This window comes from Actinomycetospora sp., assembly GCF_036497585.1.
Lineage (GTDB): Bacteria > Actinomycetota > Actinomycetes > Mycobacteriales > Pseudonocardiaceae > Actinomycetospora.
Genome location: NZ_DASXJD010000087.1, coordinates 15,234 through 33,516, shown reverse-complemented (window position 1 = coordinate 33,516; position 18,283 = coordinate 15,234). Strand labels below are relative to the sequence as shown.

Annotated in this window: 15 protein-coding genes; 1 reads left to right on the top strand and 14 read right to left on the bottom strand. The window is 72.3% G+C overall.

The annotated features are described in order from the left end of the window. Positions 1–73: 73 nt before the first annotated feature. Entirely contained in the window at positions 74–1,009 is a 936-nt protein-coding gene (gene rarD / locus VGH76_RS07795; RefSeq protein ID WP_331556061.1) for an EamA family transporter RarD, read from the top strand. Here rarD and VGH76_RS07790 read toward each other — a convergent pair. Genes VGH76_RS07790 through VGH76_RS07725 form a run of 14 tightly spaced genes read right to left on the bottom strand, consistent with a single transcriptional unit; the run spans position 985 to position 18,275 of the window. Beyond that, the gene (locus tag VGH76_RS07790) at positions 985–2,055 is read right to left on the bottom strand and encodes a polyprenyl synthetase family protein (protein ID WP_331556060.1); all 1,071 of its coding nucleotides are present in this window, start codon (positions 2,053–2,055) and stop codon (positions 985–987) included. The two genes, rarD and VGH76_RS07790, sit on opposite strands and share 25 nt — an antisense overlap. A 50-nt stretch (positions 2,056–2,105) precedes the next feature. Further along, a complete protein-coding gene (gene nuoN, locus VGH76_RS07785; RefSeq protein WP_331556059.1) occupies positions 2,106–3,770 on the bottom strand; it encodes an NADH-quinone oxidoreductase subunit NuoN in 1,665 nt (554 codons plus the stop codon). Further along, positions 3,767–5,458: an NADH-quinone oxidoreductase subunit M gene (locus VGH76_RS07780; RefSeq protein ID WP_331556058.1), complete on the bottom strand. Its 1,692-nt coding sequence runs from the start codon at positions 5,456–5,458 to the stop codon at positions 3,767–3,769. The genes nuoN and VGH76_RS07780 overlap by 4 nt, the downstream gene beginning before the upstream one ends. Continuing rightward, the gene (gene nuoL, locus VGH76_RS07775; protein WP_331556057.1) at positions 5,455–7,533 is read right to left on the bottom strand and encodes an NADH-quinone oxidoreductase subunit L; all 2,079 of its coding nucleotides are present in this window, start codon (positions 7,531–7,533) and stop codon (positions 5,455–5,457) included. Before nuoL ends, VGH76_RS07780 begins: the two co-directional genes overlap by 4 nt. Before the next feature lie 11 nt (positions 7,534–7,544). After that, entirely contained in the window at positions 7,545–7,844 is a 300-nt protein-coding gene (nuoK, locus tag VGH76_RS07770) for an NADH-quinone oxidoreductase subunit NuoK (protein ID WP_169185271.1), read from the bottom strand. After that, entirely contained in the window at positions 7,841–8,686 is an 846-nt protein-coding gene (locus VGH76_RS07765; RefSeq protein WP_331556056.1) for an NADH-quinone oxidoreductase subunit J, read from the bottom strand. Before VGH76_RS07765 ends, nuoK begins: the two co-directional genes overlap by 4 nt. Beyond that, positions 8,683–9,312, bottom strand: coding sequence for an NADH-quinone oxidoreductase subunit NuoI (gene nuoI, locus VGH76_RS07760; protein ID WP_331556055.1), 630 nt, complete (start codon positions 9,310–9,312; stop codon positions 8,683–8,685). The genes VGH76_RS07765 and nuoI overlap by 4 nt, the downstream gene beginning before the upstream one ends. Next, positions 9,312–10,646 carry an NADH-quinone oxidoreductase subunit NuoH gene (gene nuoH, locus VGH76_RS07755; RefSeq protein WP_331556054.1) on the bottom strand — a complete coding sequence of 445 codons (1,335 nt, stop codon included), beginning with the start codon at positions 10,644–10,646 and terminating at the stop codon, positions 9,312–9,314. The genes nuoI and nuoH overlap by 1 nt, the downstream gene beginning before the upstream one ends. Next, positions 10,643–13,390, bottom strand: a complete 2,748-nt coding sequence (locus tag VGH76_RS07750; protein WP_331556053.1) for an NADH-quinone oxidoreductase subunit G — start codon at positions 13,388–13,390, stop codon at positions 10,643–10,645. The genes nuoH and VGH76_RS07750 overlap by 4 nt, the downstream gene beginning before the upstream one ends. Next, complete coding sequence (gene nuoF / locus VGH76_RS07745) at positions 13,390–14,769, bottom strand: NADH-quinone oxidoreductase subunit NuoF (RefSeq protein ID WP_331556052.1); 1,380 nt, start codon at positions 14,767–14,769, stop codon at positions 13,390–13,392. Before nuoF ends, VGH76_RS07750 begins: the two co-directional genes overlap by 1 nt. After that, on the bottom strand, positions 14,766–15,560 hold the full coding sequence (gene nuoE / locus VGH76_RS07740) for an NADH-quinone oxidoreductase subunit NuoE (protein WP_331556051.1): 795 nt from the start codon (positions 15,558–15,560) through the stop codon (positions 14,766–14,768). Before nuoE ends, nuoF begins: the two co-directional genes overlap by 4 nt. After that, positions 15,557–16,900, bottom strand: coding sequence for an NADH-quinone oxidoreductase subunit D (locus VGH76_RS07735; protein ID WP_331556050.1), 1,344 nt, complete (start codon positions 16,898–16,900; stop codon positions 15,557–15,559). Before VGH76_RS07735 ends, nuoE begins: the two co-directional genes overlap by 4 nt. Beyond that, a complete protein-coding gene (locus VGH76_RS07730; protein WP_331556049.1) occupies positions 16,897–17,715 on the bottom strand; it encodes an NADH-quinone oxidoreductase subunit C in 819 nt (272 codons plus the stop codon). The genes VGH76_RS07735 and VGH76_RS07730 overlap by 4 nt, the downstream gene beginning before the upstream one ends. Beyond that, positions 17,715–18,275 carry an NADH-quinone oxidoreductase subunit B family protein gene (locus tag VGH76_RS07725; protein ID WP_331556048.1) on the bottom strand — a complete coding sequence of 187 codons (561 nt, stop codon included), beginning with the start codon at positions 18,273–18,275 and terminating at the stop codon, positions 17,715–17,717. Before VGH76_RS07725 ends, VGH76_RS07730 begins: the two co-directional genes overlap by 1 nt. Positions 18,276–18,283 lie beyond the last annotated feature (8 nt).

The following is an 18,283-nucleotide window of genomic DNA, read 5'->3' as shown; positions in this document are numbered from 1 at the left end:
GTGGCAGGCCGGTGTGCCGTGGCAGACAAGGATCTCGCGTGCCGAGGTGCCCGGCGCCGTGGTGAGGTCAGGTGTGGTCGATGACGACTCCCCGGCCCGCCCGTCCCGATCCGGCCTGATCGCCGCGCTCGGCGCCTACACGCTATGGGGCACCTTCCCCGCGTTCTGGCCGCTCCTCGAGCCCGCGGGGTCGGTGGAGATCCTCGCCCACCGGATCGCGTGGACGCTCGTCGCGATGCTCGTGCTCCTCACGGTGCTGCGGGGCTGGTCGCGGTTGCGCGGGCAGTCATGGCGGACCTGGGTCACCATCACGGCCGCGTCGGCGCTCATCACGGTCAACTGGGGCGTCTACATCTGGGGCGTGACCCACGGGCGTGTCGTGGAGAGCGCGCTGGGCTACTACATGAACCCGCTGGTTTCGGTGGTGCTGGCCGTCGTCGTCCTCGGCGAGCGGCTGCGGCGGCTGCAGTGGGTGGCGGTGGGGGTCGCGGCGGTGGCCGTCGCGGTCCTCTGGGCCGGGACCGGGGCGCTGCCGTGGATCGCGCTCGTGCTGGCGTGCAGCTTCGGCCTCTACGGGCTGCTCAAGAAGCGTGTGCCGCTCGAGCCGGTGGCCGGCCTGACCGCCGAGGGCTTCCTGCTCGGGCCGGTCGCGATCGGCTACCTCGTCTGGCTCGGGGCGACCGGGGTCGGCACCTTCGGGCACGGCACCGGGCACACCCTGCTGCTGATCTCGGCGGGCCCGGTGACCGCGCTCCCGCTGCTGCTCTTCGCGGTGGGGGCCCGCCGGCTGCCGCTGGCCACGCTGGGCCTGTTGCAGTACGTGAACCCGACCCTGCAGTTCGCCTGGGGCGTGCTGGTCGACCACGAGCCGATGCCGACCGCCCGGTGGGTCGGCTTCGTCCTCGTCTGGATCGCCCTCGCCGTCTTCGCGGTGGAGGGCTGGTGGGCGTATCGACGGCGCCCGTCCCTGCGGACGGCCGGCGCTCAGCCGACGCGGTCGACGGTGTAGTCCAGCAGCCCCGACAGGGCGTCGCGGGCGGGGCCGGCGGGCAGCCCGGCGAGCTCGTCGCGGGCGGCCCGCGCCTGGGCGTCGAGCGCCTCCCGGGCCCGGACGAGTCCCTCCGAGCCGCGGAGGACGTCCAGCGCCTCGGCGATCACCGCGTCGTCGGTGATCTCCTTCTCCCCGACGCCGAGAGCGCGCAGCCGCCGGGCGTCGGGCCCGTCGTCGGCCAGCGCGAACAGCACCGGCAGGGTCGCCACGCCCTCGCGCAGGTCGGTGCCCGGGGTCTTGCCGGAGTCGCCCGACGGCGAGGCGATGTCGATGATGTCGTCCGAGACCTGGAACGCGGCCCCGATGATCTCCCCGAACCGGCGCAGCGCCTCGACGTCCGTGGGCCGGGCGTCCGCGAACATCGCCCCGAACCGGCCCGCGGTGGCGATGAGCGAGCCGGTCTTCTCGGCGACGACCGCCATGTAGTGCTCGACGGGGTCGTCGCCCCGCGGCCCGCGGGTCTCGCGCATCTGGCCGGTGACGAGCTCGGCGAACGTCTCGGCGATGATCCGCACCGCGTCCGGACCGAGCTGGGAGACGAGCCGTGAGGCGTGCGCGAACAGGTAGTCCCCGGTGAGGATCGCGACGGTGTTGTCCCATCGGGCGTTCGCGCTCTGCGCCCCGCGGCGCATCACGGCCTCGTCCATGACGTCGTCGTGGTAGAGCGTCGCGAGGTGCACCAGCTCCACCGAGGTGGCGGCGACGACGACGTCGTCGCTCGTCGCCCGCGAGGAGGTCGCGCTCCGTTGCGCCCCGTCTCCCGCGCCGACCTGCGCCGCGAGCAGCGTCAGCAACGGGCGGAACCGCTTGCCGCCGGCCTCGATGAGGTGCAGCGAGGTGTCCGCGACGAAGCGGTAGTCGCTGTGGACCTCCTGGCGCAGCAGGTCCTCGACGCGCTCGAGCCCGGCCGTCACCTCCGTGGCGAGCGCCTCGTCGGCGATCGGGAGACCGGCGACCTGGGTCGCGGCGGTGGGCGAGGAGCCTGCCGGTGTGGAGCTCTGCACGATCACATTGTCAACCTTCCCGACGTCGGGGACCCGTCGGGTATCGCGTCTCAGCCGAGGAACCGGGCGGCGGCCGCCCAGTCCAGGGCCGCCGTCGGGACGATGCCGAGCAGGAGCGTGACCACGAGGCCCAGCGTGATCGACACGGTGGTCAGCGGGCCCGGCAGGCTCACCGACGGCCCGTCCGCCGCCGGCTCGGAGAAGTACATCATCACGATCACGCGGAGGTAGAAGAACGCGGCGATCGCGCTGCACACCAGGGCGACGATCACCAGCGGCGCCTCCCCGTCGGCCAGGCCCGCCGAGAACACCGCGAACTTGGCCGTGAACCCGCTGGTCAGCGGCACCCCGGCGAGGGCGAGCAGACAGAACGACAGCGAGGCCGCCACCACCGGCGAGCGCGTCGCGAGCCCCGCGTAGGCCGAGAGGTGGGTGGCCTCGCCGTCGCCGGTACGGACCAGCGTGATCAGCCCGAGGATCGCGATCGTCGTGAACCCGTAGGCGAGCAGGTAGAACAGCGTGCTCGACAGGCCGGCCGGGGTGATGGCCAGGCAGCCGATGAGCAGGAACCCGGCGTGGGCCACCGAGGAATAGGCCACCATCCGCTTGAGGTCGGTCTGGGTGAGCCCCAGCACCACCCCGATGACCATCGATGCGATCGCGACCGCCCACAGCACGCCGCGCCACTCGGTCGCCGTGGGGCCGAACGCGACGAAGAACACCCGCAGGATCGCGCCGAACGCGGCGACCTTGGTGCAGGCCGCCATGAACGCGGTCACCGGGGTCGGCGCGCCCTGGTAGACGTCGGGGGTCCAGGTGTGGAAGGGGCCGACCGAGGCTTTGAACATCAGCCCGACCACGAGCAGCGCGAGCCCGCCGAAGAGCAGCGTGTCCGAGCGCAGGCCCCCGGCGGCCGCCGCGGCGATGTCGGAGAGCCGCACCGAGCCGGCGTAGCCGTAGAGCAGCGCCACGCCGTAGAGGAAGAAGGCCGAGGCGAACGCCCCGAGCAGGAAGTACTTGACCGCGGCCTCCTGCGAGAGCACCCGACGACGCCGCGCCAGCCCGCAGAGCAGGTAGAGCGGCAGGCTGAGCACCTCGAGGGCGACGAACATCGTGAGCAGGTCGTTCGCAGCGCAGAACGCGAGCATCCCGCCGAGCGCGAAGAGCACGAACGGGAAGACCTCGGTGTGCATCTCCGGCGGCGGCGCCTGCCCGCCCCGCGGTGACCGGCCGGCGCCGTCCCCGGCGGAGCCACCCGTCCCGCCGGAGCCTCCGGACCCGCCCCCCACCGTGACCGGCGCGCGCACCCGGGCCCGCTCCTGGGCCTCGGCGAGCGCCTCCGGGTCGGCCACGAACGCGCCGCCCGCCTCCACGGAACGGTCGGCGATCATGAGCACCGAGGGGATGGCGAGGGCGAGCAACGTGCCCCAGAGGAACAGGCTCGGGGTGTCCACCGAGAGCGAGCCGGCCAGCACGATCGTCGCCGGCGTCTCGCTCACCGCCCGCACGATCACGAGGACGAGCGACACCGCGATCGCGGCGAGCGAGAGCACCAGCTGCCACGACGCGCGGCGGGCCAGCGGGACGAACGCCTCGATCAGGACCGAGACGCAGGCCGCGCCGAGGATGATGAACAACGGGGCCAGCGCGCCGTAGTCCACCCCCAGCGACGCGGAGAGCGATCCGCCCTGGGCGGGGAGCATCGTTGCCGTCATCGGGCGACTCCGTTCGGGCCGACCGGGTCGGCGACGCCGACCTCGCTCATGGTGGCGGAGACCGCCGGGTTGACGATGTCCAGGACCGGCTGCGGGAAGAACCCGAGCAGGAAGATCAGCAGGACCAGGGGCGCGAGGACCCCGATCTCCCGCCCGGTGAGGTCGCCGAAGCGGGCGCGGGCCCGGGCGGACGCGTCGTCCTCGAGCATGTCGCGCAGCCCGCCGTCGGACACCCCCCCCAGCGCCGCCGCCGAGGCCGCCCCCGGTCCGCCGCCGAGGACGGCCTCGCCGCGCAGCGGGCGGGTCATGGTGCGCTGGAAGACCCAGAGCACGTAGAGCGCGGCGAAGATCATCCCGACGGTCGCGATCACCGTGTACACCGGCTCCCGCGGCCAGGCGCCGAGCAGCACGAGGAACTCCGAGACGAAGGAGTTCGTGCCGGGCAGCGACAGCGTCGTCAGGCCGGCCACCAGGAAGAGCCCCGAGAGGACCGGGGCGATCCGCCCGACGCCGCCGTAGTCGGCGATGCGACTCGACCCGCCGCGGGCGGCGAGCATCCCGACGACGAGGAACAGCATCGCCGTCGAGATGCCGTGGTTGACCATGTAGAGCGACGAGCCCGCGAGCGCCTGCTGGGAGAACGCGAAGATCCCCAGGCCGATGAACCCGAAGTGGGCGATCGAGGTGTAGGAGACGAAGCGCTTCATGTCGGTCTGCATCGCGGCGAGCAGCGCCCCGTAGATCACGCCGATCACCGAGAGCACCAGCGCGAGCGGGGCGAGGGACTGCGAGGCCAGCGGGAACAGCGGCAGGCAGTAGCGCAGGAACCCGAACACGCCGACCTTGTCCAGGACGCCGACGAGGATGACACCGCCGCCGATCGGGGCCTCGGCACCGGCGTCGGGCAGCCAGGTGTGCAGCGGCACCAGCGGCGCCTTGATCGCGAACGCGGCGAAGAAACCGAGGAAGAGCGGGATCTGGGTGGACAGCGGCAGCTGCGCCGCGAGGTGCTGCAGCGTCGTCCAGTCGAAGCTGGCCTGGCCGAGGCGGGTCCCGCTCGCCACGTAGATCCCGATGATCGACCCGAGCATCAGCAGGCCGCCGAGGAACGAGTACAGGAAGAACTTGACCGCCGCGTACTGCCGCCGGGCCCCGCCGAAGCGCCCGATGATGAAGTACATCGGGACGAGCATGACCTCGAAGAGCACGTAGAACAGGAAGACGTCGGTCGCGGCGAACAGGGCGACGAGGATCCCCTGCAGGGAGAGCATCAGCGCGACGAAGCCGCCCGCGCCGCGTCCGTCGGGGAACCGGCCTGTCCCGCCGCGTCCCGTCGCTGCGCTCGCCTCGGAAGAACGCGTGAACGACGTGTACGCGATCACGATCGGCACCAGCACCGCGAGCAGCGCGATCATCACGAGCGCGATGCCGTCGATCCCGAGCGCGAACCGGGTGCCGAAGGCCGGGATCCAGGCCACGGAGAGCTCGCCCTGGAAGCGGGTCGGCGCGGCCGGGACGAACATCGCCCACACCACGGCGACCAGGACCAGCTCGACGAGGGAGACGACGAAGCCGACCGTCTTCGCCGTCGTGTCGCCCTTCGGGCCGGCGCCGGCTCGCACCAGCGCCCCGCACACCGCCGCCCCGACGAGCGGCACCAGGATGATGACCAGGAGCAGGGCACTCACGGGAGTGTCACCGCCAGCAGCGCCGCGACCAGCACGAGCGAGCCTCCCAGCATCGTCAGCGCGTACGAGCGCACGAACCCGGTCTGGGTGCGCCGGGCCCGGCCCGAGGCACCGCCGAGCAGGGCGGCGGTGCCGTTGACGGCGCCGTCGACCCCACGGTTGTCGAGGTAGACCAGCGCCCGCGAGAGCCAGAGCCCGGGGCGGGCGACGAGCCCCTCGTTGATGGCGTTGGCGTACAGGTCGGCCCGGGCGGCGCGCACCGGCCACGAGACCCGGGCGGGACGCTCGACCGGCACCGGCTTGCGCCCCACGCTGAGGTAGGCGATGCCGGCGCCGAGGACCATGAGCACCGACGCGATGCCGGGCACGAGGCCCGTCGGGATGACGGCGTCGGAGACCTCGCCGACCGGGCCGACCGCCGGCTCCAGCCAGCCCCCGAGCCGCTCCCCGATGACGAGGAACGCGCCCGCGCCCGCCGAGCCGACGGCCAGCAGGATCATCGGCACCGTCATCACCGACGGGGACTCGTGCGGGTGGTAGCCGTGCGGTGCCGAATGGTCCAGCTCCCCTATCGGCGTGCTCCCCTGATCGCTCCGTGTTCCGTGCCCCGCCTCCGGCGCCTGCGGCCGCGCCTCGCTCTCCGCCTGCGGATCCCAGGGCGCGCGGCGCGGCGTCAGCTCGCGCCAGCGCTCGGCGCCGAAGAAGGTCATGAGCATCAGGCGCGTCATGTAGAAGGCGGTGAGGCCCGCGCCGAGCAGCGCGGCGCCGCCGAGCAGCCAGCCGCGGGTCAGCGATCCCCCGAGCGAGGCCTCGATGATCGCGTCCTTGGAGTAGAAGCCGGACAGGAACGGGAAGCCGATCAGCGCCAGGTAGCCGAGGGTGAAGGTGCCGAACGTGATCGGCAGGTGGCGCCACAGCCCGCCGAACCGGCGCATGTCGGTCTCGTCGGCCATCCCGTGCATCACCGAGCCGGCCCCGAGGAAGAGCCCGGCCTTGAAGAAGCCGTGCGCAAGCAGGTGCGCGAGACCCGCCGCATAGCCGATCGGTCCCAGCCCGACGGCCAGCATCATGTAGCCGATCTGGCTGACGGTGGAGTAGGCGAGGACCTTCTTGATGTCGTCGTAGGCGCACCCGACGATCGCGCCGATGAGCAGCGTGACGGCCCCGACGATCGTCACCGCGAGCTGGCCCGTCGGCGCGAGGTCGTAGAGCGGGTGGGTCCGGGCGACGAGGTAGACCCCGGCGGTGACCATGGTGGCGGCGTGGATCAGCGCCGACACCGGGGTCGGGCCCTCCATGGCGTCGGGGAGCCAGGCCTGCAGCGGGAACTGGCCGGACTTGCCGCACGCGCCGAGCAGGAGCAGCAGCGTCACCGCGGTGAGCGTGCCGGTCGACATCTCCCCGGCGCGGGCGAACACCTCGGTGTACTGGGTGGTCCCGAGCTGCTGGAAGAGGATGAAGATCGCGAGCGCCAGGCCGACGTCACCGACCCGGTTCATGAGGAACGCCTTCTTCGCCGCGCTCGCGGCGAGCGGGCGGGCGACGTAGAAGCCGATCAGCAGGTACGACGCGAGACCCACGCCCTCCCAGCCCAGGTAGAGGGTGAGGAAGCCGTTGCCGAGGACCAGGATCAGCATCGAGGCGACGAAGAGGTTGAGCATCGCGAAGAACTTGCGGCGGTGCTCGTCGTGGCTCATGTAGCCCACGGAGTAGATGTGGATCAGCGAGCCGACGCCGGTGATCAGCAGGACGAACGTCAGCGAGAGCGGGTCGAGGCGCAGCCCGAACTCCACCGAGAGCGATCCGGAGCCGAACCACTCGTAGAGCGGCAGGTCGCGGACCCGCTCCTCGCCCGGCAGCGCGAGCGCCTGGACGAAGAGCACCACGCCGTAGACGAACGACCCCAGCACCGTCGCGACCCCGACGACGTGGCCGAACCGGTCGGTGCGCGTCCCGCCGAGGAAGAGCACGAGGGCGCCGAGCGCGGGCAGGGCCACGAGGACCCAGGCCGCGCTCGCGGCGCCGGTCGCGGGACCGACCGGTGGCAGCTGGTCAGCGGCCAGCAGGGCGAGCATCGAGGCTCCCGTCAGTACTTGAGGAGGTTCGCGTCGTCCACCGAGGCGGTCCGGCGCGCGCGGAAGATGGACATGATGATCGAGAGGCCGACGACGACCTCCGCGGCGGCCACGACCATGACGAAGAACGCCATGACCTGGCCGTCGAGCGAGCCGTTGAGGCGCGCGAAAGTGACCAGCGAGAGGTTGACCGCGTTGAGCATGAGCTCGACGCACATGAACACGACGATCGCGTTGCGCCGCACGAGCACCCCGACGGTGCCGATGGCGAACAGGACCGCGGACAGCAGCAGGTAGTTCGTGGGGCTCACGCCTGGCTCCCCTGGATCTCGCTCTGCTCGTGACGGGCCTCGTGACCGGCCTCGTGACCCGCCTCGTGGTGCGGTTCGTGGTCCCGGGCGTGCTGGTCGTGCGCGTCGCCCGCGTGGGCCAGTTCGGTGGCGTGACCCAGCCGCTCCCGGGCCGTGGCCTCGATGATCGACGAGAGCGACTCGGGCGCGACCGAGCCGTCGGGCAGCAGCGCCGGGGTGGCCACCGAGTCGCCGGTGGCGAACACGCCGGGCCCGGACCGCGAGCCGTACTTCTCGGGCGGGCCGAGCAGGCGCGCCGTGACGCGCTCCCGCTGCGTGATCACCTTGGCCTTCGCCCGCCCGGCGAAGGTGTAGACCATCGCACCCAGCGCGCCGGTGATGATCAGCGCCGAGGTCAGCTCGAACGCGAGCAGGTAGCGCTGGTAGATCAGCAGCCCGAGGTTGCCGACGTTGGAGCCGGGGGCGGGCCCGACGGCGAGCGGCACCACCACCGAGTTCGCCACCGCCCCGAGGAGCAGCGCCGCGAACCCGATCCCGAGGATCGCCGCCGAGACGCGCTGGCCGCGCAGCACCTCGACGACGGAGTCCGACGCGTCCCGGCCGACCATCATCAGCACGAAGATGAACAGCATCATGATCGCGCCGGTGTAGACGATGATCTGAGTGAAGCCGAGGAACGGCGCGGACTGGACCATGTAGAGCCCGCCCAGCGAGAGCATCGTCAGCACCAGCCAGAGCGCGGAGTGCACGGCGTTGCGGGAGAACACCATCCCCAGCCCGCCGGCCAGCGCGACCGGCCCGAGGATCCAGAAAGCGACCGCTTCGCCCGTCGAGGTCGTCATCCCGTCGTACCCCTCTTGGCCAGCGGGCCCTTCCCGACGAGGGCCGCTCCCGGCTCGACGTTCGCCCCGGCCCGGTTGTCGGTGTCGAGGTCGTGCTCCCCGGCCTGCTCGCGGCCCTGCCGGGCCATCTCGGGGCCCTGCACGTAGTAGTCCTGCTCGTCGTCGCCGAGCCGCATCGGGTGCGGCGGCTGCTCCATGCCCGGCAGCAGCGGCGCCAGCAGCATGTCCTTGGTGTAGATCAGGTCCTGGCGGTCGTCGTCGGCGAGCTCGTACTCGTTGGTCATCGTCAGCGACCGCGTCGGGCACGCCTCGATGCAGAGCCCGCAGCCGATGCAGCGCAGGTAGTTGATCTGGTAGATCGCGCCGTAGCGCTCGCCCGGGGAGTACCGCGCCTCGGGCGTGTTGTCGCCGCCCTCGACGTAGATCGCGTCGGCCGGGCAGGCCCAGGCGCAGAGCTCGCAGCCCACGCACTTCTCGAGCCCGTCCGGGTGCCGGTTGAGCTGGTGGCGGCCGTGGTAGCGCGGCGCGGTCACCTTCTTGACCAGCGGGTACTCCTCGGTGACGACCTTCTTGAACATCGTCGAGAAGGTCACGCCGAAGCCGGCGATGCCGTCGAACATGCCCATCAGGCGTCCTCCTTCTCCTCGGAGCCCGAGCCGGAGCCCACAGCGGCGGTCTCCTTGGCCACCGGGGTGACCGACCGACGTCGTCGGGGTGGTGACGGCGGGACCGCCAGGTCGAGCGGCGGCACCGGGTAGTCGGACACCACGGTGGGTTCCTCCGGTTCCTCGTCCGCCGGCCGGCGGTCGGGCAGTAGGACCGCGACGACCACCGCGACGACGAGCACGACGGCACCGATCAGCAGCACCACCGGGGCGGACACCGTGCCGTACTGGGTGCGCAGCACGCGCAGCGCGGAGACGGCGAGGATCCACACCAGGCTGATCGGGATGAGGATCTTCCAGCCGAGCCGCATGAACTGGTCGTAGCGCTGGCGGGGCAGCGTCCCGCGCAGCCAGATGTAGACGAACAGGAACACGAACATCTTGCTGATGAACCAGATGATCGGGACCCAGCCCTCGTTCGCGCCCGCCCACAGCGACAGCGGCCACGGGGCGCGCCACCCACCGAGGAACAGCGTGGTGGCCACCGCGGAGAGGGTGACCATGTTGACGTACTCGGCGAGGAAGAACAGCGCGAACTTCAGCGACGAGTACTCGGTGTGGAAGCCGCCGACCAGCTCGGACTCGGCCTCCGCGAGGTCGAACGGGGCACGGTTGGTCTCGCCGACCATCGAGATCGCGAACACCACGAAGCTCACCGGCAGCAGCCAGATGTACCAGCCGGTCTCCTGGGCCGAGACGATGTCCGCGGTGGAGAGCGACCCGGCGTAGAGCACCACGCCGATGATCGAGAGGCCGAGCGCGAGCTCGTAGGAGATGACCTGGGCGGCGCTGCGCAGGCTGCCCAGCAGCGGGTACGGCGAGCCGGACGCCCAGCCGGAGAGCACGATCCCGTAGACCCCGACCGACGAGCACGCCATCGCGACGAGCACGCCCACCGGGAGGTCGGCGACCTGCAGCGCGGTGTGGTGCCCGAAGATCGACACCTCGGGCCCGAGCGGGATGACCGCGAACGCGACGAACGCGGGGATCGTCGAGATCACCGGCGCGATGAAGAATACCGCGTGGTCGGCGAGGACCGGCCGGATGTCCTCCTTGAAGGCCAGCTTGAGCCCGTCGGCCAGCGACTGGAGCAGGCCGAAGGGGCCGTTCCAGTTCGGGCCGGGGCGCTGCTGCATCCGCCCCACCACGCGCCGCTCGAGCCAGATCATGAACAGCGTCAGGACCAGGAGCAGCGCGAACACGATGACGACCTTGATGATCGTCAGCCAGAGCGGGTCGTCCGCGAGCAGGGCCTGGGTGTAGCCCGGGGCGCCGGGCGGGGGGAGCGGGTTCACTGCTGGTCTCCCGACTCGAGGGTGGCTCCGGCGGTGACGGTGGCCGCGGACCCGGTCACCTGCACCGGGCCGCCGTGGTGCAGGCCGAGGGCGGCGAGGGTGAGGACCGCTCTTGATCCCTCATGGCTGGGACCCGGCACGTGGGAGGGGGCCCAGACGACGTCCTCGGGCAGGTCCGCGAGCTCGACGAGCAGGTCGAGCCCGGCCGCCGTCGCGTCCGGTGCCGCGTGCCGCCCGGGCGTCTCGGCGGCGTGGAGGCGGGCGGGCTCGCCGGCGACGAGGCCGAGGCGCTCGGCGGTGCCCGCCGCCACCCGCAGCCGGGCCGGGCGGGCGGTGCCGGGGAGGTCGGGCTCCTCGGCGAGGAGCGCCCCGCCGTCGAGCAGCTGACGCCAGGTGGCGAGCCGGACGGTGCCCGAGCCCTCATGGGTGACCGGCGCCGTTCTGGCGTGGGACGCCAGGAACGTGCCGTTGCTGCCGTCCGGGGCGGGGCCGTCCGGGGAGGGGCCGTCCGGGGAGGGGCCGCTCGGGCGGGTCCTCGGCGTCGACGGGGTCACCGCGACCGTGCCCAGCTCCGCGAGCTCGGCGGCCGCCGCGGCCGGGGTCTGGGTGAACAGGTCGACGTCCATCTCGACGGCCAGCGAGTCGAGCACCCGGCAGTCGGGCAGCGTGATCGCGGCCGTGCCGCCGACCCGGCCCGAACCGCCCTGGCCCGGGTCGATCGTCGTCGCGAACGGCCGGTCGCGGCCCTCCCAGTTGCGGTAGGTCCCGCTGCGGTTGACCGCCGGCGCCACCGGCAGGACGACGTCGGCGTACTCGCTCACCTCGGAGAGCACCTGCTCCAGCGACACGACGACGTCGGCCTCGGCGAGCGCGGTGCGGGCCAGGGCCGGGTCGGGCAGGTCGGCGAGCTCGACGCCGCCGACGACGAGGCCGGCGAGCTCCCCGTCCGCGGCGGCGCGCAGCATGGCGGTGACATCGCGGCCGGGACCCTCGGGCAGCGTCGGGACGCCCCACACCGCGGCGACGGCCTCGCGGGCGTCGGCGTCGTCGAGCAGGCGGGCGCCGGGCAGCAGCGACGGCACCGCGCCGGCGTCCACCCCGCCGCGCTCCCCCGCGCGCCGTGGCACCCAGGCGACCCGTGCCCCGGTCCGCGCGCCGAGCTCGGCGACCGCGGTGTAGAGCCCCGGCACCTCCGCGGCCCGCTCCCCGACGAGCACCACCGCGCCCGGCTCGGCCAGCGCGGTGGCGACATCCTCGGGCAGGGCGTCGAGGGCGGCGGGCTCGTCGCCGGGGGCGACGCGCACCAGGTGACCGCCGGTCTTCACCACGGCCGGCGTCGTCCAGGACCCGACGTGCACCACCCGGGTGCCGTGGCGGGAGGCCTTGCGCAACCGCAGGAAGACGATCGGCGACTCCTCCTCGGGCTCGAACGCCACGCACAGCACGGTGCGCGCGGCCTCGAGGTGGGCGTAGGAGACGTGGCCGGGCGCGACGCCGGCGACGTGGCCCGCGAGGAAGTCGAGCTCCTCGTCGGAGTGCACGCGGGCGCGCTGGTCGACGTCGTTGGTGCGCAGCGCCAGCCGGGCGAACTTGCCGTAGGCGTAGGCGTCCTCGACGGTGAGCCGGCCGCCGGGCAGCACCCCGACGCCCTGCTTCGGGTCGCCCGCTGCTTCTTCCCCTCCGGCTTCGGCGCCGTCCTCGCCGACGAGCACCCGGGCCGGGCCGGACCCGTCGCGGGCGGCGGTGAGCAGCTCGGCGGCCCGCTCGAGCGCCTCGATCCACGAGACCGGGGCCAGCTCGCCGTCGTCGCCGCGGACCATCGGCGCCAGCACCCGCTGCGGTGAGGTGGGGTAGCGGAAGGCGAAGCGGCCCTTGTCGCAGAGCCACTCCTCGTTGACGGTGGGGTCCTCGCCGGCGAGCACGCGGGTCACGCCGCCGCGGCGCCAGTCGCGACGGGTGGAGCACCCGGAGGCGCAGTGCTCGCACTGGCCCGGCGTCGAGACGAGGTCGAACGGCCGGCTGCGGAACCGGTAGGACGCCGAGGTGAGCGCGCCGACCGGGCAGATCTGGATGGTGTTGCCGGAGAAGTAGGACTGGAAGTCCTCGCCCTCGCCCCAGGCGGTCTCCTCGGTGCCGATCTGCTGGTGGGCGCCGCGCTCGAGCAGCTCGATGAAGTCGTCGCCCGCGATCTGCTCGGAGAACCGGGTGCAGCGCTGGCAGAGCACGCAGCGCTCGCGGTCGAGCAGGACCTCGTCGGAGATCGGCAGCGGCTTCGCGAAGTGCCGCTTCTCCTCGACGAAGCGCGAGTCCGCGCGCCCCGAGGACATCGCCTGGTTCTGCAAGGGGCACTCGCCGCCCTTGTCGCAGATCGGGCAGTCCAGCGGGTGGTTGATGAGCAGCAGCTCCATCACGCCCTGCTGGGCCTTGTCGGCCACCGGCGAGGTGTGCTGGGTCTTGACGACCATCCCGTCGGCGACGGTCATCGTGCAGCTGGCCTGCGGCTTGGGCATGGGCCGGCCGCCCATCTCGACCTCGACCAGGCACTGGCGGCAGGCCCCGGCCGGGTCGAGGAGCGGGTGGTCGCAGAACCGGGGGACGACGATGCCGAGGCGCTCGCAGGTCCGGATGAGGAGCTCGCCCTTCGGCGCGTCGACGGTCTGGCCGTCGATCGTCAGCCGGACGTGCCCCTCGGGAACGGGGGGTGCCTCCTGCTGTGCCTCATCCTTCTGGGGGGCCTGTGTCATCAGTGGGCTCCGGCAAGAACGGCAGGGCCTCGGGCGTCCGTGTGCCCTGCGGGTTGGTCCTGGCAGAGGTCGAGGAACTCCTGGCGGAAGTACTTGATCCCGCTGGTGATCGGCGAGACCGCGCCGTCGCCCAGGGCGCAGAACGAGCGGCCGAGCACGTTGGAGCAGACGTCGAGGAGGGTGTCGATGTCGGTCTCGGTGCCCCGGCCCTCGGTGAGCCGGCGCAGGATGCCGGCGAGCCAGTAGCAGCCCTCGCGGCACGGGGTGCACTTGCCGCAGGATTCGTGCTCGTAGAACTCGGTCCACTTCATGACCGCCCATGGGACCGACACGGTCTCGTTGAAGATCATCAACGCCGTGGTGCCGAGCATGGAGCCGGCCTCCACCGCGCCCTCGAAGTCCAGCGGGACGTCGAGGTGCTCGGCGGTGAACAGCGGCGTCGAGGACCCGCCGGGCGTCCAGAACTTGAGCGGGATCCCGTCCTTCATCCCGCCCGCCATCTCGAGGAGCTCGCGCAGTGTCGTGCCCAGCGGCGCCTCGTACTGGCCGGGGCGCTCGACGTGCCCGGACAGTGAATAGATCTTAGGGCCCGGTGACCGCTCGCGGCCCATCGTCCGGAACCAGTCCTTGCCGCCCGCGACGATCGACGGGACCGTCGCGATCGTCTCCACGTTGTTGACCACCGTCGGGGCCGCGTAGAGGCCCGCCGTCGCGGGGAACGGCGGCTTGAGACGGGGCTGTCCGCGCCGACCCTCGAGGGAGTCCAGCAGCGCCGTCTCCTCGCCGCAGATGTAGGCGCCCGCCCCGGCGTGCACGACGATCTCGAGGTCGAAGCCGGTGCCGTGGATGTCCTTGCCGAGGTGCCCGGCCTCGTAGGCTTCCTTGACGGCCCAGTGCAGCCGGCGGATCGCGTGGACGACCTCGCCGCGTACGTAGATCGCGCAGAAGTTCGCGCGGATCGCGTAGCTGGTGATGATGCAGCCCTCGATGAGGCTGTGCGGGTCGGCCATCATCAGCGGGACGTCCTTGCAGGTCCCCGGCTCGCCCTCGTCGGCGTTGATGACGAGGTACTTCGGCTTGAACTGCGGGGCGTCCTTCGTGGCGGCCGTCGGCTCCTCACCCGGCTTGGGCTGCGGGATGAAGGACCACTTCATGCCGGTCGGGAAGCCGGCGCCGCCGCGCCCCCGCAGCCCGGAGTCCTTGACGAGGCTCACGAGATCGGCCGGGTCGGTGGCGAAGGCGGTGTCGAGCGCCTCGTAGCCGCCGAGCTCGGTGTAGTGGCTCAGCGTCCAGGACTCCGGCAGCAGCCAGCGCCGGGTGAGGACCGGCGTCAGCGGGTCGGGTCGGTACTCCTCGGGCGCTCGGGTCGCCTCGGTCATGACGGGCCTCCCGGGAGGGTCGTGGACTCGGTGGTCCGGTCGGGCCCGCGGTCGGGCATCGGCGGGGCGTGCCAGCCGCGCTCCTCGGCGAGCTGCGCGCCCGCGAGGGTCGCCTCGTCCGCGCTGGGGCCGGCGTTGGCGGCGGCCCCACCCACCTCGGGCTCGTCGAAGAACCCGGCGAGCAGCAGCTCGACCGAGCGGAAGTCGGTCAGCGGCGCCCCCCGGGTCGGGTGGGGCTTCTCCCCGCGCCGCAGCGCGTCGAGGATCTCGAGCGCGGAGTCGACGGTCTGCCGGTCGAAGAACTCGTAGTCGACGGTGAGCACCGGGGCGAGGTCGCAGGCCGCGAGGCACTCGGCGTGCTCGATGGTGAGGCTGCCGGGCTCCCCCGGGGTCCCGGACGTCTCGTCGTGCCCGATCCCGCCGAGGCGCTCGCGGACCGCGGCGTAGATGTCGTCGCCGCCCAGCGCCGCGCACAGCGTGTTGGTGCAGACGCTGACCAGGTGCTCGCCGACGGGCTCGCGCTTGTACATCGTGTAGAAGGTCGCGACGGCCGAGACCTCGGCGGGGGTGAGGTCGAGGACGTCCGCGCAGAACGCGACGCCGGTCCGGCTCACGTGGCCCTCGACGTGCTGCACGAGGTGCAGTAGCGGGAGCAGCGCCGAACGCGGCTCCGGGTAGCGGACGACGATCGCCGCGGCCCGCTCCCGCTGGCCGTCGAAGATCGACAGATCGACCTCGTTGACGGTCGGTCGGGTCGAGCTCCGCTGCGCTACGTCTTCCGTCGACGTCATCGGTCGCATCCCCCCATCACCGGGTCGAGACTCGCCAGCGCGGCGATGACGTCGGAGATCATCCCGCCCTCGCACATCGCCGGCGCGGCCTGCAGGTTGACGAAGCTGGGGTCGCGCAGGTGCACGCGCAGCGGCCGGGTGCCACCGTCGGAGACCAGGTGCGCGCCGAGCTCCCCGCGGGGCGACTCGATCGGCACGTAGGCCTGGCCCGGCGGGACCTTGAAGCCCTCGGTGACCAGCTTGAAGTGGTGGATCAGGGACTCCATCGACTGCCCCATGATCTTGCGGACGTGCTCGAGCGAGTTGCCCATGCCGTCGGCACCGATGGACAGCTTCGCCGGCCAGGCGATCTTGGCGTCCTCGACCATGGTCGGGCCTGGCTCGAGCGCCTCGACGCACTGCCGGACGATCCGCAGCGACTGGTGCATCTCCTCGACCCGCAGCTTGTAGCGCGCGAAGGAGTCGGCGGCGTTGTCGGTCGGGACCTCGAAGTCGTACTGCTCGTACCCGAGGTACGGGTCGATCTTGCGCAGGTCCCAGGCCAGCCCCGCGGAACGCAGGATCGGGCCGGTCACCCCGAGCGAGAGGCAGCCGTCGAGCGGCAGGTAGCCGATCCCGACGAGGCGCTGCTGCCAGATCGCGTTGCCGGTGAGCAGCTGGTGGAAGCCGGGCAGGCGCGAGTCCATGACGTCGCAGAACTCGAGGATGCGCTTCTCGGCGCCCTCCGGGAGGTCCTGGACGACGCCGCCCGGCCGGATGAACGCGTGGTTCATCCGCAGCCCCGTCAGGAACTCGAGCAGGTGCAGGACCTCCTCGCGCTCCCGGAACCCGTTGGTCATGCCGGTGAGCGCGCCGAGCTCCATGCCCCCGGTCGCGAGCGCGACGAGGTGCGAGCCGATCCGGTTGATCTCCATGAGGAGCACCCGGATCACCTGGGCCCGCGTGGGGACCTCGACGCCGAGCAGCCGCTCGGTGGACATGCAGTAGGCGGTCTCGGTGAACAGCGGCGCCAGGTAGTCGCACCGGGTCACGAAGGTGACGCCCTGGGTCCAGGTGCGGTACTCGCAGTTCTTCTCGATCCCGGTGTGCAGGTAGCCGATGACCAGGCGGCAGTCGGTCACCGTCTCGCCGGAGATCTCGAGGACGAGGCGCAGCACGCCGTGGGTGGAGGGGTGCTGCGGCCCCATGTTGATGACGATGCGCTCGTCGCCGGTGGTCTCGCCGAGCAGCTCGTCCCAGTCGCCGCCGGTGACGGTGTAGACGGTGCCCTCGGTGGTCTCGCGGGACGAGGCAGCGTAGGGGTCGGTCTGCGGGTCCAGACCGGGCTCGAGAGTGCTCACGTGTAGGCCCTCCGCTGGTCGGGCGGCGGGATCTCGGCGCCCTTGTACTCGACCGGGATGCCGCCCAGCGGATAGCTCTTGAGCTGCGGGTGGCCGTTCCAGTCGTCCGGCATGAGGATCCGGGTCAGGCTCGGGTGGCCGTCGTAGACGATGCCGAACATGTCCCAGGTCTCGCGCTCGTGCCAGTCCGCCGTCGGGTAGATCGGCACGAGCGACGGGCAGTGCGGGTCCGCGAGGTCGAGGCAGACCTCGAGGCGCAGCCGCCGGCGGTAGGTCATCGACAGCAGCTGGGTCACCGAGTGCAGCTGCTGCGGGATGCCCTCGCCGTAGTCGACGCCGGACACCCCCGAGCAGAACTCGAACCGCAGCGCGGGGTCGTCGCGCAGGGTCGTCGCCAGCGTCGGGAGGTGCTCGCGGGCGACGTACCAGGTCATCTCGCCGCGGTCGACGGTCACCTGGGGGACCGCGTCCTCGAACGTCGTCACCCCCCCCTCGTCCAGCGCCGCCGCGGTCTCGTCGACCACCTCGTCGAACCAGCCGCCGTAGGGCCGCTCGGCCGGGGCGGGCGCGTAGGCCGGGAGGCGCAGGCCGCCGAAGCCGGAGGTGTCGCCGGAGCCGTCGATGCCGAACATGCCCTCGCGGGCGCGGCCGGTGACCGTCGGGGCGTGCGGACGGTGCTGCTCGAGCGGGCCCTGGGCGACGGCGCCGGCGGACGACTCAGCCCGGATCTCGCGGTCGGCTGTGGCGCCCGTCGGGCCGCTCGCGCCGCCGGCCCCGGTCGAGGGGACGCCGGGCTGCTTCTCGTCGTCGGCCATCACTGGTCCCGCCCGTACTTGACCGAGGAGGGCAGCAGCTCGAGCTTCTCGCCCTGCGCGCGGCGCTCGGCCGCGAGCTCGGCGCGGACCGGGCCGAGCGGCTCCTGCTGGATCTTCTGGTGGAGCTTGAGGATCGCGTCGATCAGCATCTCCGGGCGCGGTGGGCAGCCCGGGAGGTACATGTCGACGGGGACGACGTGGTCGACGCCCTGGACGACCGCGTAGTTGTTGAACATCCCGCCCGACGACGCGCAGACGCCCATCGCGAGCACCCAGCGCGGCTCGGCCATCTGGTCGTAGATCTGCCGCAGCACCGGGGCCATCTTGTTGGTCACCCGGCCCGCCACGATCATGAGGTCGGCCTGCCGCGGGCTCGGACGGAAGACCTCCATGCCGAAGCGGCCGAGGTCGTAGCGCGGCGCCCCCGAGGTCATCATCTCGATCGCGCAGCACGCCAGGCCGAAGGTGGCCGGCCACAGCGACGCCTTGCGGGTCCAGTTCACCAGCCCCTCGACGGTGGCGAGCAGGATCCCGTTGGGCAGCTTCTCCTCGAGTCCCATGCGACTCT